This window comes from Marinobacterium zhoushanense, assembly GCF_014641945.1.
Classification (GTDB): Bacteria; Pseudomonadota; Gammaproteobacteria; order Pseudomonadales; family Balneatricaceae; genus Marinobacterium_D; species Marinobacterium_D zhoushanense.
The window spans coordinates 1-22788 of sequence record NZ_BMIJ01000005.1 but is presented as its reverse complement, the minus strand read 5'-3'; the positions used below and the strand labels follow the sequence as shown (position 1 = coordinate 22788).

19 protein-coding genes are annotated in these 22788 nt (G+C 60.7%); 7 read left to right on the top strand and 12 right to left on the bottom strand.

Annotated features, from left to right (window positions below; translation table 11 throughout):
* Nucleotides 1-64: 64 nt before the first annotated feature.
* Nucleotides 65-1072 carry an NAD-dependent epimerase gene (locus IEX40_RS12370; protein WP_188748716.1) on the top strand — a complete coding sequence of 336 codons (1008 nt, stop codon included), beginning with the start codon at nucleotides 65-67 and terminating at the stop codon, nucleotides 1070-1072.
* Here the strand turns inward: IEX40_RS12370 and waaA are convergent.
* Nucleotides 1060-2349, bottom strand: coding sequence for a lipid IV(A) 3-deoxy-D-manno-octulosonic acid transferase (waaA, locus tag IEX40_RS12365; RefSeq protein WP_229680743.1), 1290 nt, complete (start codon nucleotides 2347-2349; stop codon nucleotides 1060-1062). The genes IEX40_RS12370 and waaA overlap by 13 nt on opposite strands.
* Nucleotides 2350-2364: 15 nt before the next feature.
* Nucleotides 2365-4122 (bottom strand): lipid A export permease/ATP-binding protein MsbA, encoded by a 1758-nt coding sequence (msbA, locus tag IEX40_RS12360; RefSeq protein ID WP_188748712.1) that lies wholly within the window; start codon nucleotides 4120-4122, stop codon nucleotides 2365-2367.
* A 145-nt stretch (nucleotides 4123-4267) separates the two neighbouring features.
* Between msbA and lpxL the strand changes: the two genes are divergently transcribed.
* The 3 genes from lpxL to IEX40_RS12345 are packed head-to-tail and all read left to right on the top strand — an operon-like array spanning nucleotide 4268 to nucleotide 7133.
* Nucleotides 4268-5197, top strand: coding sequence for an LpxL/LpxP family Kdo(2)-lipid IV(A) lauroyl/palmitoleoyl acyltransferase (lpxL, locus tag IEX40_RS12355; protein WP_229680742.1), 930 nt, complete (start codon nucleotides 4268-4270; stop codon nucleotides 5195-5197).
* Nucleotides 5198-5211: 14 nt separating this feature from the next.
* Nucleotides 5212-6024, top strand: a complete 813-nt coding sequence (locus IEX40_RS12350; protein WP_188748710.1) for a glycosyl transferase — start codon at nucleotides 5212-5214, stop codon at nucleotides 6022-6024.
* Between the two features lie 14 nt (nucleotides 6025-6038).
* Complete coding sequence (locus IEX40_RS12345) at nucleotides 6039-7133, top strand: glycosyltransferase (RefSeq protein ID WP_229680741.1); 1095 nt, start codon at nucleotides 6039-6041, stop codon at nucleotides 7131-7133.
* Nucleotides 7134-7162: 29 nt separating this feature from the next.
* Here IEX40_RS12345 and IEX40_RS12340 read toward each other — a convergent pair whose 3' ends face one another.
* The 9 genes from IEX40_RS12340 to IEX40_RS12300 form a co-directional block, all read right to left on the bottom strand.
* Nucleotides 7163-8137 carry a hypothetical protein gene (locus IEX40_RS12340; RefSeq protein WP_188748709.1) on the bottom strand — a complete coding sequence of 325 codons (975 nt, stop codon included), beginning with the start codon at nucleotides 8135-8137 and terminating at the stop codon, nucleotides 7163-7165.
* Between the two features lie 174 nt (nucleotides 8138-8311).
* Nucleotides 8312-9376, bottom strand: coding sequence for an ELM1/GtrOC1 family putative glycosyltransferase (locus IEX40_RS12335; protein WP_188748707.1), 1065 nt, complete (start codon nucleotides 9374-9376; stop codon nucleotides 8312-8314).
* Nucleotides 9377-9384: 8 nt separating this feature from the next.
* Nucleotides 9385-10152 (bottom strand): hypothetical protein, encoded by a 768-nt coding sequence (locus IEX40_RS12330; RefSeq protein ID WP_229680740.1) that lies wholly within the window; start codon nucleotides 10150-10152, stop codon nucleotides 9385-9387.
* A gap of 85 nt (nucleotides 10153-10237) precedes the next feature.
* Nucleotides 10238-10918 (bottom strand): CatB-related O-acetyltransferase, encoded by a 681-nt coding sequence (locus tag IEX40_RS12325; RefSeq protein ID WP_188748705.1) that lies wholly within the window; start codon nucleotides 10916-10918, stop codon nucleotides 10238-10240.
* Nucleotides 10918-11661 (bottom strand): hypothetical protein, encoded by a 744-nt coding sequence (locus IEX40_RS12320; protein ID WP_188748704.1) that lies wholly within the window; start codon nucleotides 11659-11661, stop codon nucleotides 10918-10920. Before IEX40_RS12320 ends, IEX40_RS12325 begins: the two co-directional genes overlap by 1 nt.
* A 28-nt stretch (nucleotides 11662-11689) precedes the next feature.
* Entirely contained in the window at nucleotides 11690-12793 is a 1104-nt protein-coding gene (locus IEX40_RS12315; RefSeq protein WP_188749372.1) for a glycosyltransferase family 4 protein, read from the bottom strand.
* Nucleotides 12794-12798: 5 nt separating this feature from the next.
* Nucleotides 12799-14058, bottom strand: a complete 1260-nt coding sequence (locus IEX40_RS12310) for an O-antigen ligase family protein (protein ID WP_188748702.1) — start codon at nucleotides 14056-14058, stop codon at nucleotides 12799-12801.
* A 41-nt stretch (nucleotides 14059-14099) separates the two neighbouring features.
* Nucleotides 14100-15398 carry a Vi polysaccharide biosynthesis UDP-N-acetylglucosamine C-6 dehydrogenase TviB gene (tviB, locus tag IEX40_RS12305; protein WP_188748699.1) on the bottom strand — a complete coding sequence of 433 codons (1299 nt, stop codon included), beginning with the start codon at nucleotides 15396-15398 and terminating at the stop codon, nucleotides 14100-14102.
* Nucleotides 15395-16288 (bottom strand): mitochondrial fission ELM1 family protein, encoded by an 894-nt coding sequence (locus tag IEX40_RS12300; RefSeq protein ID WP_229680769.1) that lies wholly within the window; start codon nucleotides 16286-16288, stop codon nucleotides 15395-15397. Before IEX40_RS12300 ends, tviB begins: the two co-directional genes overlap by 4 nt.
* A 253-nt stretch (nucleotides 16289-16541) precedes the next feature.
* On the opposite strand from IEX40_RS12300, the gene IEX40_RS12295 reads away from it, so the two are divergent.
* The gene (locus IEX40_RS12295; protein ID WP_188748695.1) at nucleotides 16542-17537 is read left to right on the top strand and encodes a branched-chain amino acid aminotransferase; all 996 of its coding nucleotides are present in this window, start codon (nucleotides 16542-16544) and stop codon (nucleotides 17535-17537) included.
* Between the two features lie 99 nt (nucleotides 17538-17636).
* Here IEX40_RS12295 and glnE read toward each other — a convergent pair whose 3' ends face one another.
* Nucleotides 17637-20543 (bottom strand): bifunctional [glutamate--ammonia ligase]-adenylyl-L-tyrosine phosphorylase/[glutamate--ammonia-ligase] adenylyltransferase, encoded by a 2907-nt coding sequence (glnE, locus tag IEX40_RS12290; protein WP_188748693.1) that lies wholly within the window; start codon nucleotides 20541-20543, stop codon nucleotides 17637-17639.
* A 394-nt stretch (nucleotides 20544-20937) separates the two neighbouring features.
* Between glnE and IEX40_RS12285 the strand changes: the two genes are divergently transcribed.
* Nucleotides 20938-21963 (top strand): amino acid ABC transporter substrate-binding protein, encoded by a 1026-nt coding sequence (locus IEX40_RS12285; RefSeq protein WP_188748691.1) that lies wholly within the window; start codon nucleotides 20938-20940, stop codon nucleotides 21961-21963.
* Nucleotides 21964-22041: 78 nt separating this feature from the next.
* A partial coding sequence (locus tag IEX40_RS12280; protein WP_188748690.1) for an ABC transporter permease subunit occupies nucleotides 22042-22788 on the top strand: 747 nt, incomplete at its 3' end.

The window sequence follows — 22788 nt, the reverse complement described above, 5'->3', positions numbered from 1 at the left end:
CTTGGCGCTGGCCGCCAGACAGCAGCGTCATATCGACAGATATAGGGACAGGTAAACGAGAGCGATGCGTATCCTGGTAACCGGCGTAGCCGGCTTTATCGGTGCCGAACTTGCCCATGCTCTGCTGCAGCGTGGCGACGAAGTGGTCGGTATCGATAACCTGAACGACTACTACGATGTCAGCCTCAAACAGGCCCGCCTGGAGCGCCTGCAGGCGTTACCCGGATTCAGTTTCGTCCACGCGGACATTGCCGACAGCCCGCAGATGCAGCAGCTGTTCAAACAGACCGGCTGCTCACGTGTCGCCCATCTGGCCGCGCAGGCCGGGGTGCGCTACTCGATCGAGAACCCGCTCAGCTACGGCCAGTCCAACCTGATCGGTTTTCTCAACATCCTCGAAGGCTGCCGCCATCAGGGTATCGAGCACCTGGTCTACGCCTCTTCCAGTTCGGTTTACGGTGCCAATGAAACGGTGCCGTTCAGCATCCACGACAATGTCGACCATCCGGTATCGCTCTACGCCGCAACCAAACGCGCCAACGAAGCGATGGCACACAGCTACAGCCACCTGTACAACCTGCCCACCACCGGTCTGCGCTTCTTCACTGTGTACGGTCCCTGGGGGAGACCCGATATGTCGCCGATGCTGTTTGCCGATGCGATTACCCGGGGCAAGCCGCTGAAGGTATTCAACTACGGTCATCACAAGCGCGATTTCACCTATATCGACGATATCGTCGACGGGGTGGTGCGCTGCCTGGACCGGCCAGCGAGCGGAGATCCCGAGTGGTCAGGCGTCAATCCCGACCCGGGGTCATCGCGAGCCCCCTGGCGTCTGTACAACATCGGCGCCAGCCAGCCGGTGGAGCTGCTCTACTACATCGAACTGCTGGAGCAGGCGCTCGGTGCCAAGGCGACCAAGGAGATGCTGCCGATGCAGCCCGGTGACGTGGAGCAGACTTACGCCGACGTGGAGGCACTGATGCGCGATACCGGCTATCGGCCTCAGGTCGCCATCGAAGAGGGGATCGAGCGCTTCGCGCGCTGGTACCGGGACTACTACAAACGCTGATTGCGTTCGGCCACCGACAGCTGATCCTCGATCAGTTGCTGCAGCCGGTCGAGGGCGCCGCGGTTATCCGCTACAAAGTGGCGGGCGGCTTGCGCCATCGCTCCGCAACGCTCGGCATTGCCGATCAACTCTCTCAGCGCCCGCTGCAACCCCGCCTCATCCGCCACCTGGATCAGACCACCGGCATCGCTAAGCGCCTGGGTAATCTGGGCGAAGTTAAAGGTGTCCGGCCCCATCAGCACCGGTTTGCCCAGCGCCGCCGGCTCCAGTGGATTATGCCCGCCGGTACCGCTGAAGCTGCCGCCAACGAAGGCGATATCGGCGGTGGCATAGAACTGCATCAGCTCACCGAGGGTATCGCCGATATAGATCTCGGTATCGCTGCTGGGCATATCCGCCGCGCTACGACAGCAGACGGCCTTGCTGTAGCGCCGGGCCAGCGCCGCCACCGACGCAAAGCGCTCGGGGTGACGTGGTACCAGGATCAGGGCCAGGCTGGGCCAGTCGAGACAGAGCGTTTTCCACACCCGCAGCAGCAGCTCATCCTCGCCCTCATGGGTGCTGGCGGCGATCAGCACCGGGCGCGTTTGCCCAAGTTGAACCCGCAGCGCGGCACCGGCACTGATGTCGGCCGGATCGGGCTCGATATCGAACTTGATGCTGCCGGTGATGTTGAGTCTGTCGCTCGGCAGTCCCAGCTGGTGTAAACGCTCAGCATCGGCATGCGACTGCGCCGCCACCAACGTCAGCTGTTCCAGCATCGGCCGGGTCAAGGCGGCAAAGCGGGAATATCCCCGGGCCGAGCGGGCCGACATCCGCGCGTTGGCCAGCAGCACCGGGATGTGGCGTCTGGCGCAGACGTGCAGCATATTGGGCCAGAGCTCGGTTTCCACGATAACGCACAGCAGCGGGTTGGTGCGCTGCAGAAAGCGGCTCCAGAACCAGGGCAGGTCCCAGGGACAGTAGCGATGGATCACCCGTTCGCCGAACAGGGCCTCGACCCGCTCAGCCCCGGTTGGTGTCATCGTGGTGATCAGTATCGGTCGTTGTGGATAAGTTTCCAGCAACCGCTGCACCAGCGGCGCGATGGCCAGGGTCTCGCCCACCGAGACCGCATGGATCCAGACCGGCCGCGCAGAGAAGCCGGGGGCCGGCGTGAACCCCAGGCGCTCCGCCACGCGCTGACGGTAGGCCGGGGCCTTGCGCCCGCGCCACCACAGGCGCGCCAGCACCAGGGGCAGCGCCAGAGTGAACACCAGGGTATAGAGCAGGCGCACCAATCGGAGTCTCCGCTAGACCTGGAACTGCATGGCGTGCAGCTTGGCGTAGGCACCAGCCTTGTCCAGCAGCTGCTGATGACTGCCCTGCTCGACGATCCGCCCCTCCTCCATGACCACGATCAGGTCGGCGCTTTCGATGGTGGACAGGCGGTGGGCGATCACCAGCGTGGTGCGGCCCTTGACTACCTCGGCCAGTGCCGCCTGGATATGGCGCTCGGACTCGGTATCCAGTGCCGAGGTTGCCTCATCGAGAATCAGCAGCGGCGCGTCCTTGAGAATCGCCCGGGCGATGGCGATGCGCTGACGCTGGCCGCCGGAGAGCAGCACGCCGTTCTCGCCGACCAGTGTATGGATACCGTCGGGCAGGCGTTCCAGGAACTCGGTAACATGGGCCGCCTCGGCTGCGGCCAGGATCAACTCTTCGCTGGCACCGGCCATGGCGCCGTAGGCGATATTGTCGGCGATACTGCCATCGAATAGCACTACCTGTTGGTTAACCAACGAGATCTGGCGGCGCAGGCTCTCCAGCCTGATCTCCTGCAGGGGCAAACCGTCGAGCAGAATCTCACCCTGCCAACCATCGTTGAAACGCGGGATCAGCGATGCCAGAGTGGATTTACCACTCCCGGAGCGGCCCACCAGCGCCACCGTCTTGCCTGCCGGCAGGCACAGATTGATATCGCGCAGCGCCTGTGTCTGGCTGCCTGGATACTGGTAACTGAGGTTACGCAGCACCAGCTCTCCCCGGGTCTCCTTAAGCTCACGCGTACCGGTATCCTGTTCACCGGGTTCGTCGATGACACCAAACAGGCTCTCCGCCGCCGCTATTCCCTTCTGGATAATCGGGCTGACCTCGGTCAGCTGACGCACAGGCTTGGTCAGCATGCCGGCGGCGGTGAGGAAGGCGACAAACCCGCCGGTGGTCATACCGCCCAGCACCACCGGATCCATGGCCATGAACAACAGGGTCGCCATCGCCAGCGCAATCAGCAACTGTACCGCAGGGGTATTCAACGACTGGGTCACCACCAGTTTCATCGACTGGCGCTTGTTCTGCTCGCTGGCACGCTTGAAGCGGTTATGCTCGGCTGGCGCACCACCGAAGATGCGCACCACCTGAAAGCCGCGGATCGCCTCCGAGGCCACCGAGGTGATATCCCCGACCGACGACTGCAGGTGGCGGCTGAGCCGGCGCATCCGCTTCGACGCGATCGACACCACGATGCCAATAAATGGTCCTGCCGCCAGGAATATCAGGGTCAGCTTCCAGTTCAGGTAGATCATGTAACCGAGCAGACCGACCACGGTCAGCCCCTCGCGGATGCTGATCTTGATCGCATTGGTGACGGCGCCGGTGACCTGCTCCACGTTGTAGGTCAAACGGGACAGCATCTCACCGCTGGGGTTCTGGTGGTAATAGTGGGTAGGCAGTCGCAACAGGCTCTCGAACACCCGTGTGCGCAGGGTATGCACGGTCTCCCGCGCCACATAGCTCATGCTGTAGTTGCCGATGAACGCACCGATACCGCGCAGCAAAAAGATACCGACGACCGACAGCGCCAGCCACAGGCGCTGATCGAATGCGTTACGCTGCACCGCATCCACCACCATCTCCAGCCACTTTGCTGCCAGAGCCTGCCCCGCACCGTAGATGGCGTAACCGATAAAACTGGCCACAAATCCATACCAGAGCGGCTTCACATGGATCAGGATGCGGCGGTAGATATGCCAGCCGCTATCCTGGCCGGCCGCTTTTGTCGAATCGCTCATACACTCACATATCTTGGACTGAGCGGGCATTGTACAGGGCTAATCACCGCTAATGCCACGTTCCCCCGCCCTCCGGGCCTGACACCGACAACAAAAAAAACGGTACAATCCTCCACGCCATCAACATCAGACAATTGGATCACACGTGTCCAAGGACTCAGCCACAGATCGTTTCCTGCATCCGCGCTACTGGCCCACCTGGTTCATGCTGGCCAGCCTGCGTCTGGCATCCCTGCTGCCCTATCGTCTGCAACTGCGGATCGGGGCGCTGCTGGGTGCACTGCTCTACCGCTTCAATCGCCATCGCCGTCGGGTGACGGAGACCAATATCCGACTGATATTCCCCGATCTGGACCCGGTTGCTCGCCAGCGCATGGTACGTGATGTGTTCCGCCACAACGGCATCGGTCTGCTGGAGACGGCAATGGCCTGGTGGATGCCGGTGGATCGACTACCGCAAAAGATCATATTCAAAGGCCGCGAACATCTGGATCAGGCACTGCAGCAGGGGCGTGGCATTGTCCTGCTCGGCGCCCACTTCTCCACTCTGGACCTGGGTGGACTGCTGTTCTCGCAGTATTACGAAGTGGACGCCATGTATCGCAAGCACAACAACCCGCTGATGGACCGCTATATCCGCAAGGGGCGCAGCCGCTACTTCGGCCAGGCGATCGAGCGCTCCGACATCCGCTCGGTGATCCGCGCCCTGCGCAAGAACCGGATCGTCTGGTACGCTCCCGATCAGGATATGGGCTCGCGCAACTCGGTCTACGCCGAGTTCTTCGGCGTGCCGGCGGCGACGATTACCGCGACCAGCCGCATGGTGAAGCTGAACGACTCGCCAATCCTGATGCTGGCCCAGCACAGGCTGCCCGACGACTCCGGCTACGAGCTGGAGCTGTTCCCGGTCATCGAGCCATTCCCCAGCGATGACGTCGAAGCGGACGCGGCGCGCATCAACGCCGAGATCGAGCGCGCGATCCGCAAGGACCCGGCGCAGTACATGTGGGTCCACCGCCGTTTCAAGACCCATCCCAGGGGCAAGAACTATCTCTATCGACAAGGCGACTCTTAATGGGTGTTCAGGCAATGAGCGATCAGGTCAAACAGGTCATCTGCATCAAGTGGGGCACCCGCTATGGGCCGGAGTACGTTAACCGCATCTACTCCATGGTGGAGCGCAATATCACGCCTCCGTTCCGCGTCATCTGCCTGACCGATGATGCCCAGGGGGTACGTGAGGAGGTGGTCTGCCGCGGTCTGCCGGAGCTGGGTTGCCCAAGGCCGACCAACGCCCCGGGCAAATGGCCGAAAACCGCACTCTGGGGCAAGACCCTGTTCGATATCGAGGGCATGGTGCTGTTCATCGATCTGGACGTGATCATCACCGGCAACCTGGACGAGTTCTTCAGTTACGGCAAGCCTGAGGATGTGATTCTGGCGCGCAACTGGGTCAAGCCACTCGAGCGCCTGGGCCAAACCTCGATCTTCCGCTTCGAGATTGGCCGCCATGCCTACATGCTGGAGAATTTCCAGAAGGATCCAGAGGGGATCGCCGGCAAGTACCAGTTCGAGCAGCGCTACGTCACCAACTGCGTCGAGGGTGGAGTGAAGTTCTGGCCCCGTGGCTGGGTGCGCCACTTCCGCATGGACTGCCTGGGACCCTGGCCGCTGCGTTACCTGCGTCCACCGCGGCTGCCCAAAAACTGCCGGGTGGTGATCTTCCCCGGTAAACCCGATCCGGCCGACGCCATGCTCGGGCGCTGGTCCGATCAGGTGCCGGTACGCAGCAGGCTTGAACATGTCAAGGCAGCCCTGAGTGGCGAGTGCGGCGCCAACCGTTACCGCTTTCTGAAGCGATTCTTTTTACCAGCCGACTGGATCAAACAACACTGGCGTTAAGCAGGGACGGATGGATGAACGCACGAGCGAATAACAACAATAAGCCGCTGCGACTGATGCAGCTGATGCTGTCCAGCCAGAACGGTGGCGCCGAAACCTTCTTTGAAAAGCTGACCCTGGCCCTGGCCGATGCCGGTGTGCAGCAGTGCGTGGTGATCGAGCCTGACCCGCGGCGCGAGTCGCTGTTCGCCGGGCACCCCAATCTCGAGGTCAAGCTGCTGCGCTTTCGCGGCCTGCACGAGCCCCTCGGGCGCGTGCGCTTGAATCTGCTGATGAGGCGCTGGCAACCGGATGCGATGCTGACCTGGATGAGCCGCGCGATCAAGCGCGCCCCGACCGGCTACTGTCCGCTTGTCGCCCGTCTGGGCGGCTACTACCGGGTGGAGCGCTACCGCAAAAGCGATCGCCTGATCGGCAACACCCCGGATATCGTGCGCTATCTGCAGGCGGAGGGGATCCCGGCGGAGAAAGCCCAATACATCCCCAACTTCGGCGAGCTCGCGCCATGTGAGCTGGACGCCGAAACGGCTCGCACCCGTCTGCGTGAGGAGCTGAAGATTCCCGCAGCGCATCATATCCTGCTGGCACTGGGCCGCCTGCACGAGGCCAAGGCCCACGACACGCTGATCGACGCCCTGAGTAAAACCGAAAACACGACCCTGCTGATCGCCGGTGACGGCCCGCTGAAGGCCCAGCTGGAGGAGCAGATAGAACACCTTGGACTGAACACACGCGCGCACCTGCTGGGCTGGCGGCAGGACACGGGTTATCTGTTCAAGGCCTGTGATATCGCGGTCTTCCCCTCGCGCTTCGAGCCGTTCGGTAACGTTGTGGTGGAGAGCTGGGCTCAGCGGCGCCCGCTGATCGCCGCGGCCTCGGCCGGACCCGGCTGGCTGATTTCGGATAATGTTGACGGCTTACTGGTACCGATAGACGACAGCGACGAACTGGCCGCTGCCATCAACCGCCTGATTGCGGACCCGGCATTGGGCGAGCGACTGGTGGAAGCGGGCTACCATACCTACCGGGAGAAGTTCTCCCGAGAGGCGGTCACCGAGGCTTACATCAAGATGTTTACCGAGGTGATCGGCCGTTACCACAGACGCTAGTCCGGCGATTTATACGCACAACTCTCAGTCTATTTTTTGAACAGCCCTAGGGCTTTATCTCTGACGGTCTTCAGCGTCAGCATCTCTGTGTCGATCAGATACAGCATGATCTCCGCCTCCAGCTCGGTATCGACCTCAATGACATCGCTCACCTGCTGGTATTGGCTCGGGTCTATGCTGCCGGTACCGACACGATCATAGTCGATACCTGGAAACTCGATTCCGTACCTGTTTCTCAGGCTCAGCAACTCTTCACTGGACGCCTGGATCGATGTGGCAATCCCGGGTTTCAACCCAGGTTTTCGATTACGGCCGTTCTCCTTTTCATAGCGGATGATACCCTCCCTGATCCGCTTGATCTTATGCTTGGGCAGGCTCTCTCCCCTGTTGAACATAAAACGCTGATACTTATTGAGAATCGAAATGGCCTCTGGTGAGATCGATTCATTTTTCATGATGGTTTCGACCTGGCCCGGCTCGATATTCGGTGACAACAGCCTCGCGCTCAGGTCATAGACCACGTCGCCGTTGATGAGGCTGCTTCTGTCAAATGCGATAACCCTAACCGCTGTGCCGAACACCCGCTCGATGGTGGCGAGGTGGCCCAGTTCACGCATCTTATCGGGCGGAAAGAACTCGCACCGCGTCTTGATCGACTGCTGCAGCAGCGACAGGTATTTGGCCGCCGGTTCCCTGACATAGAAAACAAACTCGACCTCATCAAAGACACCGGCCAAATACGTCTTCATTTTCGACAATGCCGCCTCGTCCAGCTGGTAGAAGGTTTCCGAGCTGATCAACACCAGTTCGGGATTGGTTGTTCTAACCTCCTCACGCACGGACTCCCAATACTTCTTGGAGAGCGCCCTGATCTTTTGGTAGCCACCTGCCTTTTTTACATATTTGGGCAGTATCTGACTGTCGTCCTGAAACAGGATCTGGAGTATGTGGTGGGCACTGCGCGAAAACGGCGTATCGGGGTATAGGATGCCGTGCTTTGCCAACAGTGTCCGGCTTTGATGATATGAACTCTGAATGGCGGTACTGCCTGCCTTCCCGGAGCCACAATGTATTATTAGTTTGGTCATGTTGCGCTTTATCAGAAACCAGTTGGCGTTATTAAGGTTACCGGGCAGATACAATCCGCGGACTGGACCCACTCACGAGCGGCGTAGCTCTTAGCTAGTCAATCCTGTTCCCGTTCCGCTTGCCTCGCCTACAATCTCGGTCACCAGGTCAACGAGTTCGCCACCCAGCCGGTCGAGACCGGTGGGGGCCTCGCTGGCTATCGCATCAGGCTGATAGTCCGCTAATTGCGTCAATGCGCAGGGCTGTACGCCCTGCAACCGACGGAAACCGTTAACGATCTCTTCGAAGTAGGAACCCTTGTCGATACGCAGTTCAGACGGCGTCAACAGGGTCACGGGGCGGCCGCTGCACAGTGCTTCACTGGCCATGGTCAAGCTGTCCTGGGTGACCAGTACACGCTGGGCCGCCGCCAGGAAGGGCATCATGACCCGCTTCGGTTCGCGGTTGTACAACACCAGCTCCACCAGATTGGCTCTGTCCAGCCCCTCGTCCAACAGCTGCTCCACGTCAGGTGACGTTCGCCGGGAGGTGGTGATCAGCCATCGAATGCCCAGCCGCTGCGAGAGCGCATTCACCCCGTCTACCAGACCTTGCCAATCCGCATCGCTGTAATGATGACTCTTGCTGTCCGCGCCAATCAACAGCGCCCAACAGGGGGCGGCTGGCATTCGCTGCTGCCAGTAATCCTCACCAGCGGCCGCCACGCGCTCCGGTGTAACCGAATTGGGAATCAGCCCGCTGACCACCGAGGCGGTGCGATAGTCCCGCCGGGTCGGCGAGACGATAAGATCGAACCAGCGGTCGGGGAAAGGCTCAGGCACGCCAACGAAGATATTGCCGGCCTGGTAACGACGCTTGAGCACCAGGCTGGCAAAGGCGCTCTTGCCACCTGAGGAGATGATCAGGTCGGGACGTGCTGTCGGCTGCGACTCCAGCACACTGCTCAGGGTAAGGCAGGCCTCGCTCAGTCTGGCGGCAGGGATTGCAAGCAATTTGCGCATGACGCCGCGGAACACGCCCGGTAGGCGGTTGCGCAGACGAATCTTTTCACGCTGGATCACCAGTCCATGCCGCTCCAGCAGATCGACTATCCCCTCGGACTGGGCGCAGTGGCCGGGTGATCCCTCATCGAGAATCAGGATGTGAATTGCCACCCTGGACACTACCCCTTGGCCTTGGCTTCCGCCTCGTCCCAAATACGCTGAATCCAGCGCGCCGGACGGATCTGCTTGTAGAGTTTCTTGTACGCTTTCTTCACCGGCCAGTTCCCCCTTACCGCTTCATGTGGATTGGGGTCGCCGGGAAAGGCAACGACGCGGGCGCTATCGGGCAGTACCGGCTCCTGCCAGAAGCGCGCCGGCCAGGCAGGAACACAGTGGGTCTTGAACAGCACACACCAATCATCCGGCCAGAAGCTGATCTGCTTCACCGAGCGCGAGATATAGGTCTGCGAGTTGCGGAACTGCTCGAAAATGCTCGCCTGGTTCGCAATCAGGTTATCGAACAGGTACTCGTCGGCACCGACCCGGAAACGGTATACCGAGGTATTGCCTATCCCCTTGCCCGGCTGGGTCCAGTTCTGCATCACGACGAAGGTTTTATCCGGCTCGAACTCGAAAAACGGATCGAGCGAGCCGCTGACCACAACGTCGAGATCAAGGTAGAGCCAGTCGCCCTCAAGCCCGAACAGGTGCTCACTGCGCCGATACAGCGTCAGCTTGCGCCAGCCCAGACGGCACTTCGGCTCCGGCAGATCGATGGTGGGGCAATCATGACACTCCACCTCCTCCCGAATGCCAGTGCGGTTATCGGTCAGGCAGACGAAGCGTAATGGCCCACTGACCTGCTGCCGCACCATGGCATAGAGTCGGTTGACGTAGTCGGCACCATACAGCGTGCCCCACTTCATACAGATCACTTGTTTGGTCATTACAGACAGTGCCCCAGAGTTTGGTTTGACGCGCCCCGCGTCCTCATCATCAGTTCGTCTTTCGATTCCAAGCCGCGTCCTACACTCAGTCGCGGCATACGCCAACCTTTCCTCGACCCACATCGATCACGGCATAGGTCGCTTGCCGTGGTATTAGCGCTCCAAGTTGCTCCATAAACCGCTGTGGCTGCTCATAATCCAAGGTGCGAAGTTCGGCCAGCGGATACTGCCACCAAGCAGATTGCAACAGGGCCTCCGACACCTCCGGGCTGAACCGGGGTCGGATCGGCCGCGCCGGATTACCGCCAACAATCTGGTAGGGCGCTACATCTTTCGTCACCACGGCATTGCGCGCTATGACCGCCCCGGTTCCGATCGACACACCCGCCATCACCACGGCCCCATCGCCAATCCAGACATCATGACCGATCCTGGTTAACGCCGGGGTTGGACGGTGGGATACACACAACTCATGACTGGTCGATGCCCAGTCCAGCGGATGCCCTCTACCATCCTGGCCGATTGTCACCTGTCTGCCAAACGAGCAGAAGCGGCCGATCTCCGCGACAAAATGCAGCTCTCCGCTACGGATATAACTGTGGGCACCGATGCGGATGAGTTCAGGTGCTTCCTTAAGCACCTGCACACTGCCCAGCTTCGCCGGCGATTCAATCCTCAGTATGCTCCTGCTGTCGATCAGCTGGACCTTACTAAGCTTGATCCCCAGCGCTTTCGCCCTGCGCTTTTTCAGCACGTTCAGCAGCATCAGCTGTCACTCCAGGCGTCCTGAATGAAGGAGGCGCGTTTCCAGAAGCCGTAGGCGCTATCCGCCACATCCTCTGGGTCCGGCTTGCCGTGGAAAATGATGATCGAGGCGTGCTCCGGCAAAGCAGTATCCAGGCTATCCGGTGCCTTAAGCCCCAACCGGCCAAGACCCAGCTTCTCCGCCCAGCGCCAGCACTTGGAATCCAGACTCTTCTTATAGGAGAGGACACGATCCGCCGGCCAGTTACCCGCGTTTGGAACACAGGCGTAGATCCACTCCTGATCGCCATTCAGCTCTTGCATGATCCGCTGCTGATCGGCAAGGAAACCCTCCCAGATATGGGCATAGCGACCGATACGGAAACGCATCACCGAGCTGTTCCACATAAGGTTGCGCGACCAGTTACGGATGATCAGGAAATCGCCGGGCTGGTCGACCAGAAAATCGATCTCGTCGACGATCACCACGTCCAGATCCAGGTAGATCATGTCGCCCTGAAGCCCGTAGAAATCGGCCTGGAACAACGACAGCTTGTACCACCAACCGTGGAGCCCGGTCTCCTGCAAGGGTAAGACTTCAACTCCCTCGGCCAACCCGCTGCCATCTTCGGTCATACAGTAGAAACGAAATGGCCGATGCAGTTGACGACGCACCATGCGAAACAGGCGATTGACGTACTCGGCCGGGTATTTAGTGCCCCATTTCAGGCACACCACATTAACCGGCAGGCTATTCTGTTCCACAACGTTTGATCCCGCGCTCTCGCTTGTCCTAACCATTCAGGCCACCATCCAGGCATTCGCGATAACAGTTCAGCGTCTGCTCCAGCATCTGCTGCTGCAAGAATGGCATCGCCCCCGGCTCCTGGGGATGGGCCAGCAGATCGGTTACGACCAATTTCAATCGTACCTGATCTCGGCAGGGTACCTTGCCGGGCGGAAACACGGCATCCAGAATCTCCGCCACACCGCCGTGGGCATAGCCGACAACAGCCGCACCAAGGCTCAGCGCTTCGGCCACGGTACGACCAAAGGACTCGGGCTTGGTCGACAGTGACAACACCAGGTCCGATACGGCATAGATCTCGCGGATATCCGATCGGGCACCGGTGAAGGTAATCGCGTTCTCCAGCCCCTCACTGCGCACCCGCTGCCTCAACTCGCGGGCATACGCCTGGCGTTTGGGGTCCTCGCCACCCACGATCAATCCATGAACCGGGAGTTTGTCGGCGCGCAGGTCACGAATCAGGTCGATGAAATCATGATGCCCCTTTAGACGGGTCAGTCGTCCCGGCAGCGTCAGTACTCTCTGTCCGTCCATCTGCGGGTATTGCGCGCGCCACTGTTGAAGCCAACTTTCGCCGGGCCGATAACCGCGCTTGAACACCTCAGGATCGATGCCGCGGAAGATGACCCGCACCCGTTGTCTATCGGTTTTCGGGTAGTTCTGTTCGATATAGCTTTTCACCGTATCGGACACGGCGATCACCCGCTCCCCTCGACACATGATGCTGCTGTAGCGCCCGACCGAGTAGAGTCCATGTACCGTAGTCACCAGATGGGGACGCTCCTCGGGTTTGAGTCCCCGCCAGGCCAGCCAGCATACCCAGGCCGGCATACGCGAACGCAGGTGCAGAATATCGGGTTTTTCCCGGCGCAACAGGGTCCGCACCTGCCAGATCTGCTTGAAGGTGAACGGCGACTTGCGCCCGATATCCAGACAGATATGGCGGCTGCCCTCGCGCTCCAGCTGCGGAACCAGCGCACCACCGGCGGACAACACCACCGACTCATGCCCCTGGTGAACAAGGTACTGTGCAACCTCCAGGGTACCGCGCTCGACACCACCTCCGTCCAACGCGGGCAGTACCTGCATCACTTTCACGCAGCGGTGCCCATCGGTCGGGGCGCACTACGTCCCAGGCTCAAGGCGATAAAGCCGATAACCGTGAAGACGGCGATCTTTTCCGGATGTTTCAGCGCAACCTCGGTCAGACTGAAGGTGGCGTAGGCCACCACCAGGCTAAGACCGATATAGCCTGGCCACTCGGTTTCGCGGCTACGGATCATGCTGACAAACTTTCGCGCGGGCACAGCTAGCAGAGCCAGCAGCGCGGCAAAGCCGATCAGGCCTCGCATGGCCAGCTCCTGGAAAAACTGGTTGTGGGCATGGGCGCTCGTCGGTAGATACTCGATCAACTCGTCGGGAAAACGGCCCTGCTCGACCCACTCCTCCTTATACTGCTGAAAGCGCTCTTTGCCGGCGCCGAACACAGGATGCTCCATCGTCACCGACAATGCGTATTTCCACATCAGGATACGAAAACCGATGGAGCTGTCGTAAGCACTGCCGCTGGCCCCTTCCGACAGCGCCGGCACCAGCTCCTCTTCGACCTTGGAGATTCGCTTGTAGGCGCCCGATTCGAAACCGACAAAACCGGTCAGGCAGGTGGCCGCCACCAGCGTGAACACCACTCGCCTGGCGGAGAAGGCTTTGTGCTTATAGAGATAGAACGCAAAGATCAGCAGCAGTGGCACCATCGCCAGCATCACGCCACGGGTCTGCGTCAGCCCCGCTGCCGCTAGAAAGACTACGGCTGAAACGTAGAGCAACCAGCGCCGCCAGCCGTTGGCGAAGGCACAGGCCAGGTAAGTGCAGAGCACCGACATGCTCAATGCATACATGCCGAAAAAGATTGGATTGGTAAAGCCGCCGAATCGCGAGCACTCCTCCCAGCCACAACGATAGCCGATCAACATCAGCATCTCGACCGCCGCCAGAATACACAGCACGGCCAGGTATTGGGGTTGAAGCCTGACCACCGATGCGGCGTAGATGAACAACGAGCAATAGATAAACATGCGAATGGTGCTCATATACCCGTCGCCGACCAGATAGGAGGTCACCAACACCGCAGAGTACAGTGACATCGGTAGCAGCAGTGACTTAACGGGTCCAACGCCCCAACTGGAAATAGCGCTGCGATGGCCGAGGCAGAAAAGCAGCGCCAGTGCGATGACTGGCTTGAGGTACTGATCTCCGATGGGCAGGAAAAACATCAGATTGACCACATAACCGAGCACGAGGTAGACGCTAAGCGTCGCCAGTTGCTCGAGTCGCTGCTTGCTGAAAATCGACACTTGTCGGGACACGCTTGTCACGGAAAAACCCTCATCCTTGATCACAGTCTCAGATCTGCCTCGCCAGCGGGTAGCACATATTTCAGATCGTACAGTAGATGTTCCTGTTTGCCCCAGCGGCGGATCGCCTCAGTGCCCAGGTCGTGGAACTGCTGATGGGCCACGGCCAGCACGATGCCGTCGTAGGTATCCGCTGCCATCTCTTTGAGCGGCTCGATGCCATACTCCGCCAACGCCTCCTCCGGGTCGACCCAGGGATCATACACATCCACCTCGGCGCCATACTCCCGCAGCGCGTGGATGATATCCACCACCCGCGTGTTGCGCAGGTCGGGACAGTTCTCCTTGAACGCAAGGCCCAGGATCAGAATGCGGCCACCGGCCACATGGATACGCCGCTTCAGCATCGCCTTGACCATCTCGTCGGCCACATAGGCGCCCATGTTGGAGTTGATCCGCCGCCCGGCCAGAATCACATCGGGGATGTAGCCCGCCGACTGCGCCTTGTAGGTCAGGTAGTAGGGATCGATGCCGATGCAGTGCCCACCCACCAGACCGGGGCGGAACGGCAGGAAGTTCCACTTGGTGCCGGCGGCTTCGAGCACTTCTAGGGTATCGATACCGAGTTTGTTGAAGATGATCGCCAACTCGTTGACCAGCGCAATGTTCAGATCGCGCTGGGTGTTTTCGATCACCTTGGCGGCTTCCGCGACGCGGATGCTGCTGGCCTTGTGGGTACCGGCGGTGATGATGGAGCGGTAGAGCCGGTCGACCAGCTCGGCCACCTCCGGCGTCGAGCCTGAGGTCACCTTCTTGATGGTGGTGACGCGGTGCACCTTGTCACCCGGGTTGATCCGCTCAGGGCTGTAACCGGCGAAGAAGTCTCGGTTGTACACCAGCCCCGACACCTGCTCGATGACCGGGATGCAATCCTCTTCGGTGGCACCGGGATAGACGGTGGACTCGTAGATAACGATGTCGCCTTTCTTGACCACACGGCCGAGGGTTTCGGAAGCTTTGATCAGAGGCGTCAGATCCGGCTGTTTCTGGCCATTGATCGGCGTGGGCACGGTGACGATATAAACGTTGCAGCACTGCAACACCGCAGCATCGGCACTGAACTGCAACTGGCTGGCTGCGCGAAGCTCTTCGTCCTCGACCTCGAGCGTACTGTCATGGCCGCGTTCCAGTTCACTGATCCGGTCGACGTTGATATCGAACCCCACAACCGGATAGTGCTTGCCGAACTCAACGGCGAGCGGCAGACCGACATAGCCGAGTCCAACGATGCCTATCTTAACTTGTTCCAACGATATCCGGTCCAGCGCGGCAAGACTCATAACCACCCTCTATTCAAAATCAATTCGGCACAGCGGCTCGCTTCGTCGAAGACTGCAACTGGCGGTACAAGGTCAACCGGTTGGCCCGACTGGTAGCGGATGATTACCCCTTGCTCGGCAAGCGACATCAGCCCTCGGTACAGTCTTCCCCGCTGCGTCCAGGGCACGGCCAAGGTGCCTACGGCACAACCTGCACTGAGCGCCTCATACACCATCGACACACTGTCTTCGCTGACCCAGCACTGCTCCGTGCCCGCCAACTGCGCCGGCAACCAACCCTGAGTCGTCTCCTCCACCGGCACCACCTCGACACCGCGCAGTGTTTTCAGCAACTCCAAGGTCGATGGTGGTGTACGACGCGACGTGGTCAAGCGCCAATCGATATCTGGAGCCTGGCCAATGATACTACGGAGCTGCTCGATCAGCCCGGTTTCATCCCAGTCATTACTCTTAGACGGACCGCCGATCAGCATCATACCGCTGCCGGCAACCTTGTCGCCCGGCCGCATCCGGTTCAGGGCTCCGCGGGTCACCACCACATTGTCGCGCGTCGGCGGCTGGTCGTGCTCGGGGATCAGACAAAGATCGAACCACCCAATAGGCAGGGTCGGCTTCATCATCAGCACCGCCGGCACTCGCCAAACGCGTTTGAGCGCCAACAGCGTCAGATGGGTACTGTGTCCTGCGCCGATGACCAGTCCGGGCTTCGCTCCCAATTGTGCTGCGCGTCCGGTCAGCAGCGTCTTGAGCGCCCGCCTCCCAGGCAGCGGCGCCATCTCGCGGATCTCGACCTGCTTGCGCCGACGCTGCAGCGCCTCGGCCAGCCCCAGCGACTGGTTGCGATGTCCCGCCTTGCCGTCACTGATGATCAGAATCTGCGCCAAACTCACCCCTTTCAACTGCCGCTCAAATGCAGCCCGTCCTAGCGCGCATATGATAAACAATTCCACTCGCGCTGGATATTCCGACACACCTCCCGCTCACCCCTGGACGCATCCAGAAACGACTATTTCGGCACGGGACAATTCCATTTTTTGCGTGGATGCATACAATCTACTCTCTTGTTCATGCGCTTTCTGCCGGCTATCTAGTACCGGATCAGGCGCACCGTCTCATTCACTGTGTAGATTAGGGTGGTCTGCTATGTCCGCGTTTGGCTCCGTTTTCATGCCAGAAATGGCGATCTCTTGGTTCGACGGCTCCCATTGGAGCGAGAGCCAGGTGGTGGCCAGTAACAGTCTGCAGCTGCATGCCGGCGCCCACGTGCTGCACTACTCCAGCACCTGCTTTGAAGGTCTGAAGGCGTTCCGCCATGAGGATGGCTCGGTGAAGATTTTTCGCATGGACCGCAACATCGCCCGTATCGCGCAGAGCTCTGAGCTGCTTGCACTGCCGAAGCTGGACCAGGCCCAGGTGGCACATATGATCACCTCGATCGTCAGCCGCTTCGCCTCCGACGTGCCGGAGCCGCCGGGATCGATGTATATCCGCCCGACCCACATCGGTACCGAGCCGGCGATCGGCAAGGCCGCGGTGCCGACGCTGGAGTCCTGCTTCTACGTCCTGCTGTCGCCGGTGGGCGATTATTTCTCCGGCGGCGACCGCGCGTTGCGTCTGCTGATCGACGACAAGAATATGCGCTGCCCGCCGCACATGGGCATGGTCAAGAGTGGCGGTAACTATGCCGGCGCCCTGCAGCCGACGATGAAGGCCCGTGCCGAATTCAAGGCCGACCAGGTATTGTTCTGCCCGGGTGGTGACGTTCAGGAGACCGGGGCCGCCAACTTCCTGCTGATCGACGGCGACGAGATCATCACCAAGGCGCTGGACTCCACCTTCCTGCACGGTGTCACCCGCGACTCCATCCTGACCCTGGCCCGGGACATGGGGATGAAGGTCTCCGAGCGCCAGCTCACCGTTGAAGAGCTGCTCGAGCGCGCGGCCAAGCCGGGTTGCGAAGCGGCTCTGTCCGGCACCGCGGCGGTGCTGACCTCCGTCGGTACGCTGATTCACAACGGCAAGGAGTACAACGTCGGCAACGGCGGTATCGGTGAAACCACCCTGCGTCTGCGCCGCGCGCTAAACGATATCCAGTGGGGCCGCAGCGAAGACAAGTTCGGCTGGCTGCTCGACATCTGAAGCGATCGATTCCCTAAATAGAAACCGGGCACTTAGGCCCGGTTTTTTATGCCCGAAATCTGCGGCAGCTCAGGTGCACAGAGCTACCGTAGAAAACCATCAGCGCTCCATCAACTCGGCCCAGTATGCACTGACCCGTGCCCGATATTCACTGAGCTGATCGCCACTGACCACCGTCGGCTGATTCTGCAGCGTCCGGCGATGGTTGAAGGCACGATAGGCCTTGTAGATCTCGCGCAACTCCTCGGCCTGCTCAGGCACCAGCAGCCCCGCCTGCTCGATCGATTCCAGCATGCGGATGTTGTCACTCCAGCGCATCAGCTCGGGATGGCGATGGGCGTGAGCCAGTACCAGGTACTGCACCATGAACTCGATATCGACCAGACCGCCCCGGTCCTGCTTGAGGTTGAACTCCTGCCCCTCCTTCGCCGCCGAGGTACCCAACTGCTGGCGCATCTTTTCGCGCATCTCGCGCACTTCGGTCTGCAGAGTGTCGAGATCGCGCTCACGCCCCAGGATCGTTTCACGCACGGCGGCGAAGCCTGCACTCAAGCGTTCGCTGCCGCTGACCACGCGGGCACGCGCCAGCGCCTGATGCTCCCAGGTCCAGGCATCATTCTGCTGATACTGTTCGAACGCCTGCAACGAGCTGACCAGAAGGCCGGAGTTGCCGGACGGGCGCAGCCGCATATCCACCTCGTACAGCTGCCCGGACGGCGTCAACGTACCGAGGATATGGATGATGCGCTGGCCAAGACGGGTAAAGAACACCGGGTTGGGCAGTTCGCGCTGACCGCCCTTGGTCGTCAGGTTGGCATCGGCATCGTAGATGAACACCAGATCGAGGTCGGAGCCGTAGGACAGTTCGATGCCACCGAGCTTGCCGTAACCGACGATAATGAAATCGGGATCGCAGGGCTCACCGGCGACGCGCTGGGGCACACCGTACTTGCCGGTCATATCGCGCCAGGCGATCTCCAGCACCGCATCGAGGATCACCTCGGCCAGCCAGGTCAGATAGTCGCTGACCTTCATCAGCGGCAGCGCACCGGTGATATCGGACGCCGCCACGCGCAGCACATGGGCATGCTTGTAGTAGCGCAACGCCTCCATCAGCTGTTCGGTATCCTCCTCCGGAATCCGCAGCAGCAGTTGTCTCAGTTCGTCATTGAGACGGCTTTTGTCCGGCGGCGTGAACAGGGTGCGCGGGTCGATCAACTCATCGAGCAGACCCGGCTGGCGGGAGATCTGGTCGGCGAACCACTGGCTCGCCGAGCACAACCGCACCAATTGATCCAGTGCGCCCGGATTCTCGGCCAGCAGCACCAGATAGGCTGAGCGGCGCAGCACGGCCTGGATCAGCAGCAGCACGCGTTCCAGCGTCAGCTCCGGATTCTCGCTTCGGCCAACCGCCTGCAACAGCCGGGGCAGCACCGCCTGCAGCCTGACCTGGGCCACCTGCTGCAACATCTGTACGGTGCGCAGCTGCTGCAGGTTGCGCAGCTGCTGCAACGCCCGTGCGGGATCGGTAAAGCCCAGCGACTGCAGGAACTGCTCGCTGGCCTCGCTCTCCAGCTCCTCATCCCATAATCTGTGCCAATCGACACTCTGCTGCTCCCGCGCGCTGTCGGCCTGCTCCTGCTGCACCGGTGCGATCACCTCGGCGAAGTGGCGGGACACGCTGCTCCGGTAACCGGCCAGGGCATCACTGAATCGGGCCCAGTCGTCAAACCCCATCACGTAGGCCAGGCGCGCCTGCCCCAGCTCGTCGTGCGGCAACTCCTGGGTCTGGCGGTCCGCCAGTGCCTGCAGCGCATGTTCGGTATCGCGCAGGAAGCGATAGGAGTCGAGCAGCTCGTCAACCACCTCCTGCGGCATGCCGACACACTCTGGCAGCAACGGCAAGATGGCGCTCAGCTCGCGCTGCTGCAGGCGCGGATCGCGACCGCCACGGATCAGCTGGAACGCCTGGGCAATAAACTCCACCTCACGGATCCCGCCGGCGCCGAGCTTGACGTTCTGGTCCCGGTTCTTGAGTTTCACCTCCCGATTGATCAACGCCTTCATCTCGCGCAGGGATTCGAAGGCGCTGAAATCGATATATTTGCGGTAGACGAAAGGCCGCAGCAGTGTCAGCAGCTCGGTTCCGGCCTGCTGATCGCCGGCCACCACCCGCGCCTTGACCATGGCATAACGCTCCCACTCCCGCCCCTGATCCTGGTAGTAGGTTTCCATCGCATCGAAGCTGCAGGCCAGTGGCCCGACGCTGCCAAACGGGCGCAGGCGCATATCGACACGGAACACGAAGCCGTCGACCGTGGCGTTATCCAGCGCCTGAATCAGTTTTTTGCCCACCCGGGTGAAGAACTCCTGATTGGACAGGGTACGATTGCTGCCATCGGTCTCGCCGTTCTCCGGGTAGGTGAAAATCAGGTCGATATCGGATGACAGGTTGAGCTCGAAAGCGCCGAGCTTACCCATACCCAGCACCACCAGCCTCTGCTCGACCGGATTGCCCTTGGCGTCGGGCCCCATCGGCCGACCCCAGCGCTTGACCGCATCCTCATGCAACCAGTCGAGGCTAAGGTCGATCAGTGCATCGGCCATCTCTGACAGACTCAGCGTGGTCTCGGCCAGATCGGCGCGACGGCTCAGGTCACGCCAGATAATGCGTACCATCTCGCGTCGCCGGAACAGACGCAGACGCCGGTGCAGCTCCGCTTCCGAGTCGCAACCATTCAGAAACCGCTCGGCACGCTGGCGCATCTGACCCTGCAGATAGGGCGCTGCCAAATCGCCGCCCTGCCACAACTCGGCCAGCAGCTCAGGCTGGCGCTCAAGCTGTTCACAGAGGTAATCACTGCCAATAAGCACAGGGGGCAGGTCGCTGGCGATCCCGTCCGGACAGCTGCCGAGCTGTTCGATCGCCGGCGAGATCCGCGTCCAGTTCCGCTCCAGACAGGGTTGTAGGGAAGCCGGTATAGCAACTTGGGCGGGATCGAACATTCGCTGCGTCTCCTTGGAGCCTTTAGGTATCACTCTACTTTAAACCAGAAGCGACGACGACGAACAGGCGCACCAAAATCGCGCAACCCCGCTCATGGGCTGTGCAATAACACCTAGGTTTGGCCGCTGCTCAGAGCCTAAACCAACTGCTTTAACTCTTTGGTTGATTGGCTGTTTTGTCATTTTACGACTACACATATATATGCCGATAACCTGACCATCAGGCCAGTCATGGCGATAGATAGCGTCAGCGCGCGTCCGTTCAGAACAGTACGGCGCCAGATACACGGCGGCATGGAACAGGTTTTGCTAACTGATCGATCAGTCAACAACAGGGAAAACCAAGCTCCGCATACGAGCTTTGCGATAAAACTCACCAACGAGGACGTAAATAATGTTGAGAAAAACCTTATTGGCAACCGCAACCATCTCCATCACACTGGCCGGTTTCGCGAGCCAGGCGCAGGCTGAAGGCACGCTGGATGCGGTCAAGGCACGCGGTTATGTTCAGTGCGGTGTGACCTCGGGTGTACCCGGCTTCTCGGTGCCCGATGAGCAGGGCAACTGGCAGGGCCTGGACGTGGATGTGTGCCGTGCCGTAGCCGCGGCCGCGCTGGGCGATGCCAGCAAGGCCAAGTACATCCCGCTCAACGCCAAGGAGCGTTTCACCGCGCTGGCCTCCGGTGAGATCGACGTGCTGTCGCGCGTGACCACCTGGACCCTGACCCGCGACACCCAGCTCGGTATCAACTTCGCCGGCGTCAACTACTATGACGGCCAGGGCTTCCTGGTGAAGAAGGATCTGGGCCTGACCAGCGTCAAGGACCTGGATGGCGCCACCATCTGCGTACAGTCCGGTACCACCACCGAGCTGAACATGGCGGACTACTTCCGTACCCACGGCCTGCAGCATACCCCGGTGGTATTCGATACCAACGAACAGGCAGCCACCAGCTTCGATACCGGCCGCTGTGATGCCTTCACCACCGACCTGTCCCAGGCCTTCGGCCTGCGCACCCGCATGGCCGACCCCGATTCCGTCGTCGCGCTGCCGGAAGTGATCTCCAAGGAGCCGCTCGGCCCGGTGGTACGCCAGGGTGACGACCAGTGGTTCAACATCGTCAAGTGGTCGCTGAACGCGATGATCAACGCCGAGGAGCTGGGCGTTACCTCCGCCAACGTGGATGAGATGAAGTCCAGCGACAACCCCAACATCAAGCGTCTGCTCGGCGGTGAAGAAGGGTTGTCCAAGGGTATGGGTATCGCCGAGGACTGGGCCTACCAGATCGTCAAGCAGGTGGGCAACTACGGCGAAGCCTTCGACCGTAACGTCGGCAAGGACTCCCCGCAGAAGATCACCCGCGGTCTGAACAACCTGTGGAACAACGGCGGCATCATGTACGCCCCACCGATCCGCTAACTATCCGTTCGTCACACGGGGCCGGTCATCGGCCCCGTGCTTCCACCCAACGCTTTACGCAGGCTGGAGAGACAACCGATGCCAACGGATCGACCCAATACACCCGCTACAAATGACAACCATGTCAAACCCTGGAACGACCCGGCCAAACGCGCACTGGTGTTCCAGATCCTGCTCGTGCTGACCCTCGGCGCCTTCGCCTGGTTCATCATCGACAACACCCTGAACAACTTGGAACAGCGCGGTATCACCACCGGTTTCTCCTTCCTGTCGCAGGAAGCGGGCTTCGGTATTCCGCTGTCACTGATCGAGTACACCGAGGCCTCCAGCTACGGTCGCACCTTCTTCGTCGGCCTGCTCAACACCATACTGGTCTCCGTGCTCGGCATCATCGCCGCGACCATCCTCGGTTTCATCCTCGGTGTCGCCCGGCTGTCCGACAACTGGCTGATCGCCAAGCTGTCGGCGCTGTATATCGAGATCTTCCGTAACATCCCGCTGCTGCTGCAGATCTTCTTCTGGTACTTCGCCGTGCTGCGCGCGCTGCCGCAACCGCGCCAGAGCATCGAGTTTCTCGGCAGTTTCCTCAACATCCGCGGCCTGTCGATGCCGGCCCCGGTGGCCGAACCCGGCTTCCACCTGATCTGGGCGGCGCTGGCGGTGGGTATCGTCGCCAGCTGGTTCGTCACCCGCTGGGCTCATAAGCGCCAGGACGCCACCGGCCAGATCTTCCCGACCCCCTGGGTCGTGGCCGGCCTGATCCTCGGCCTGCCGCTGCTGACCTTCCTGCTCTCGGGCGCGCCGCTGACGTTTGATCATCCGGAA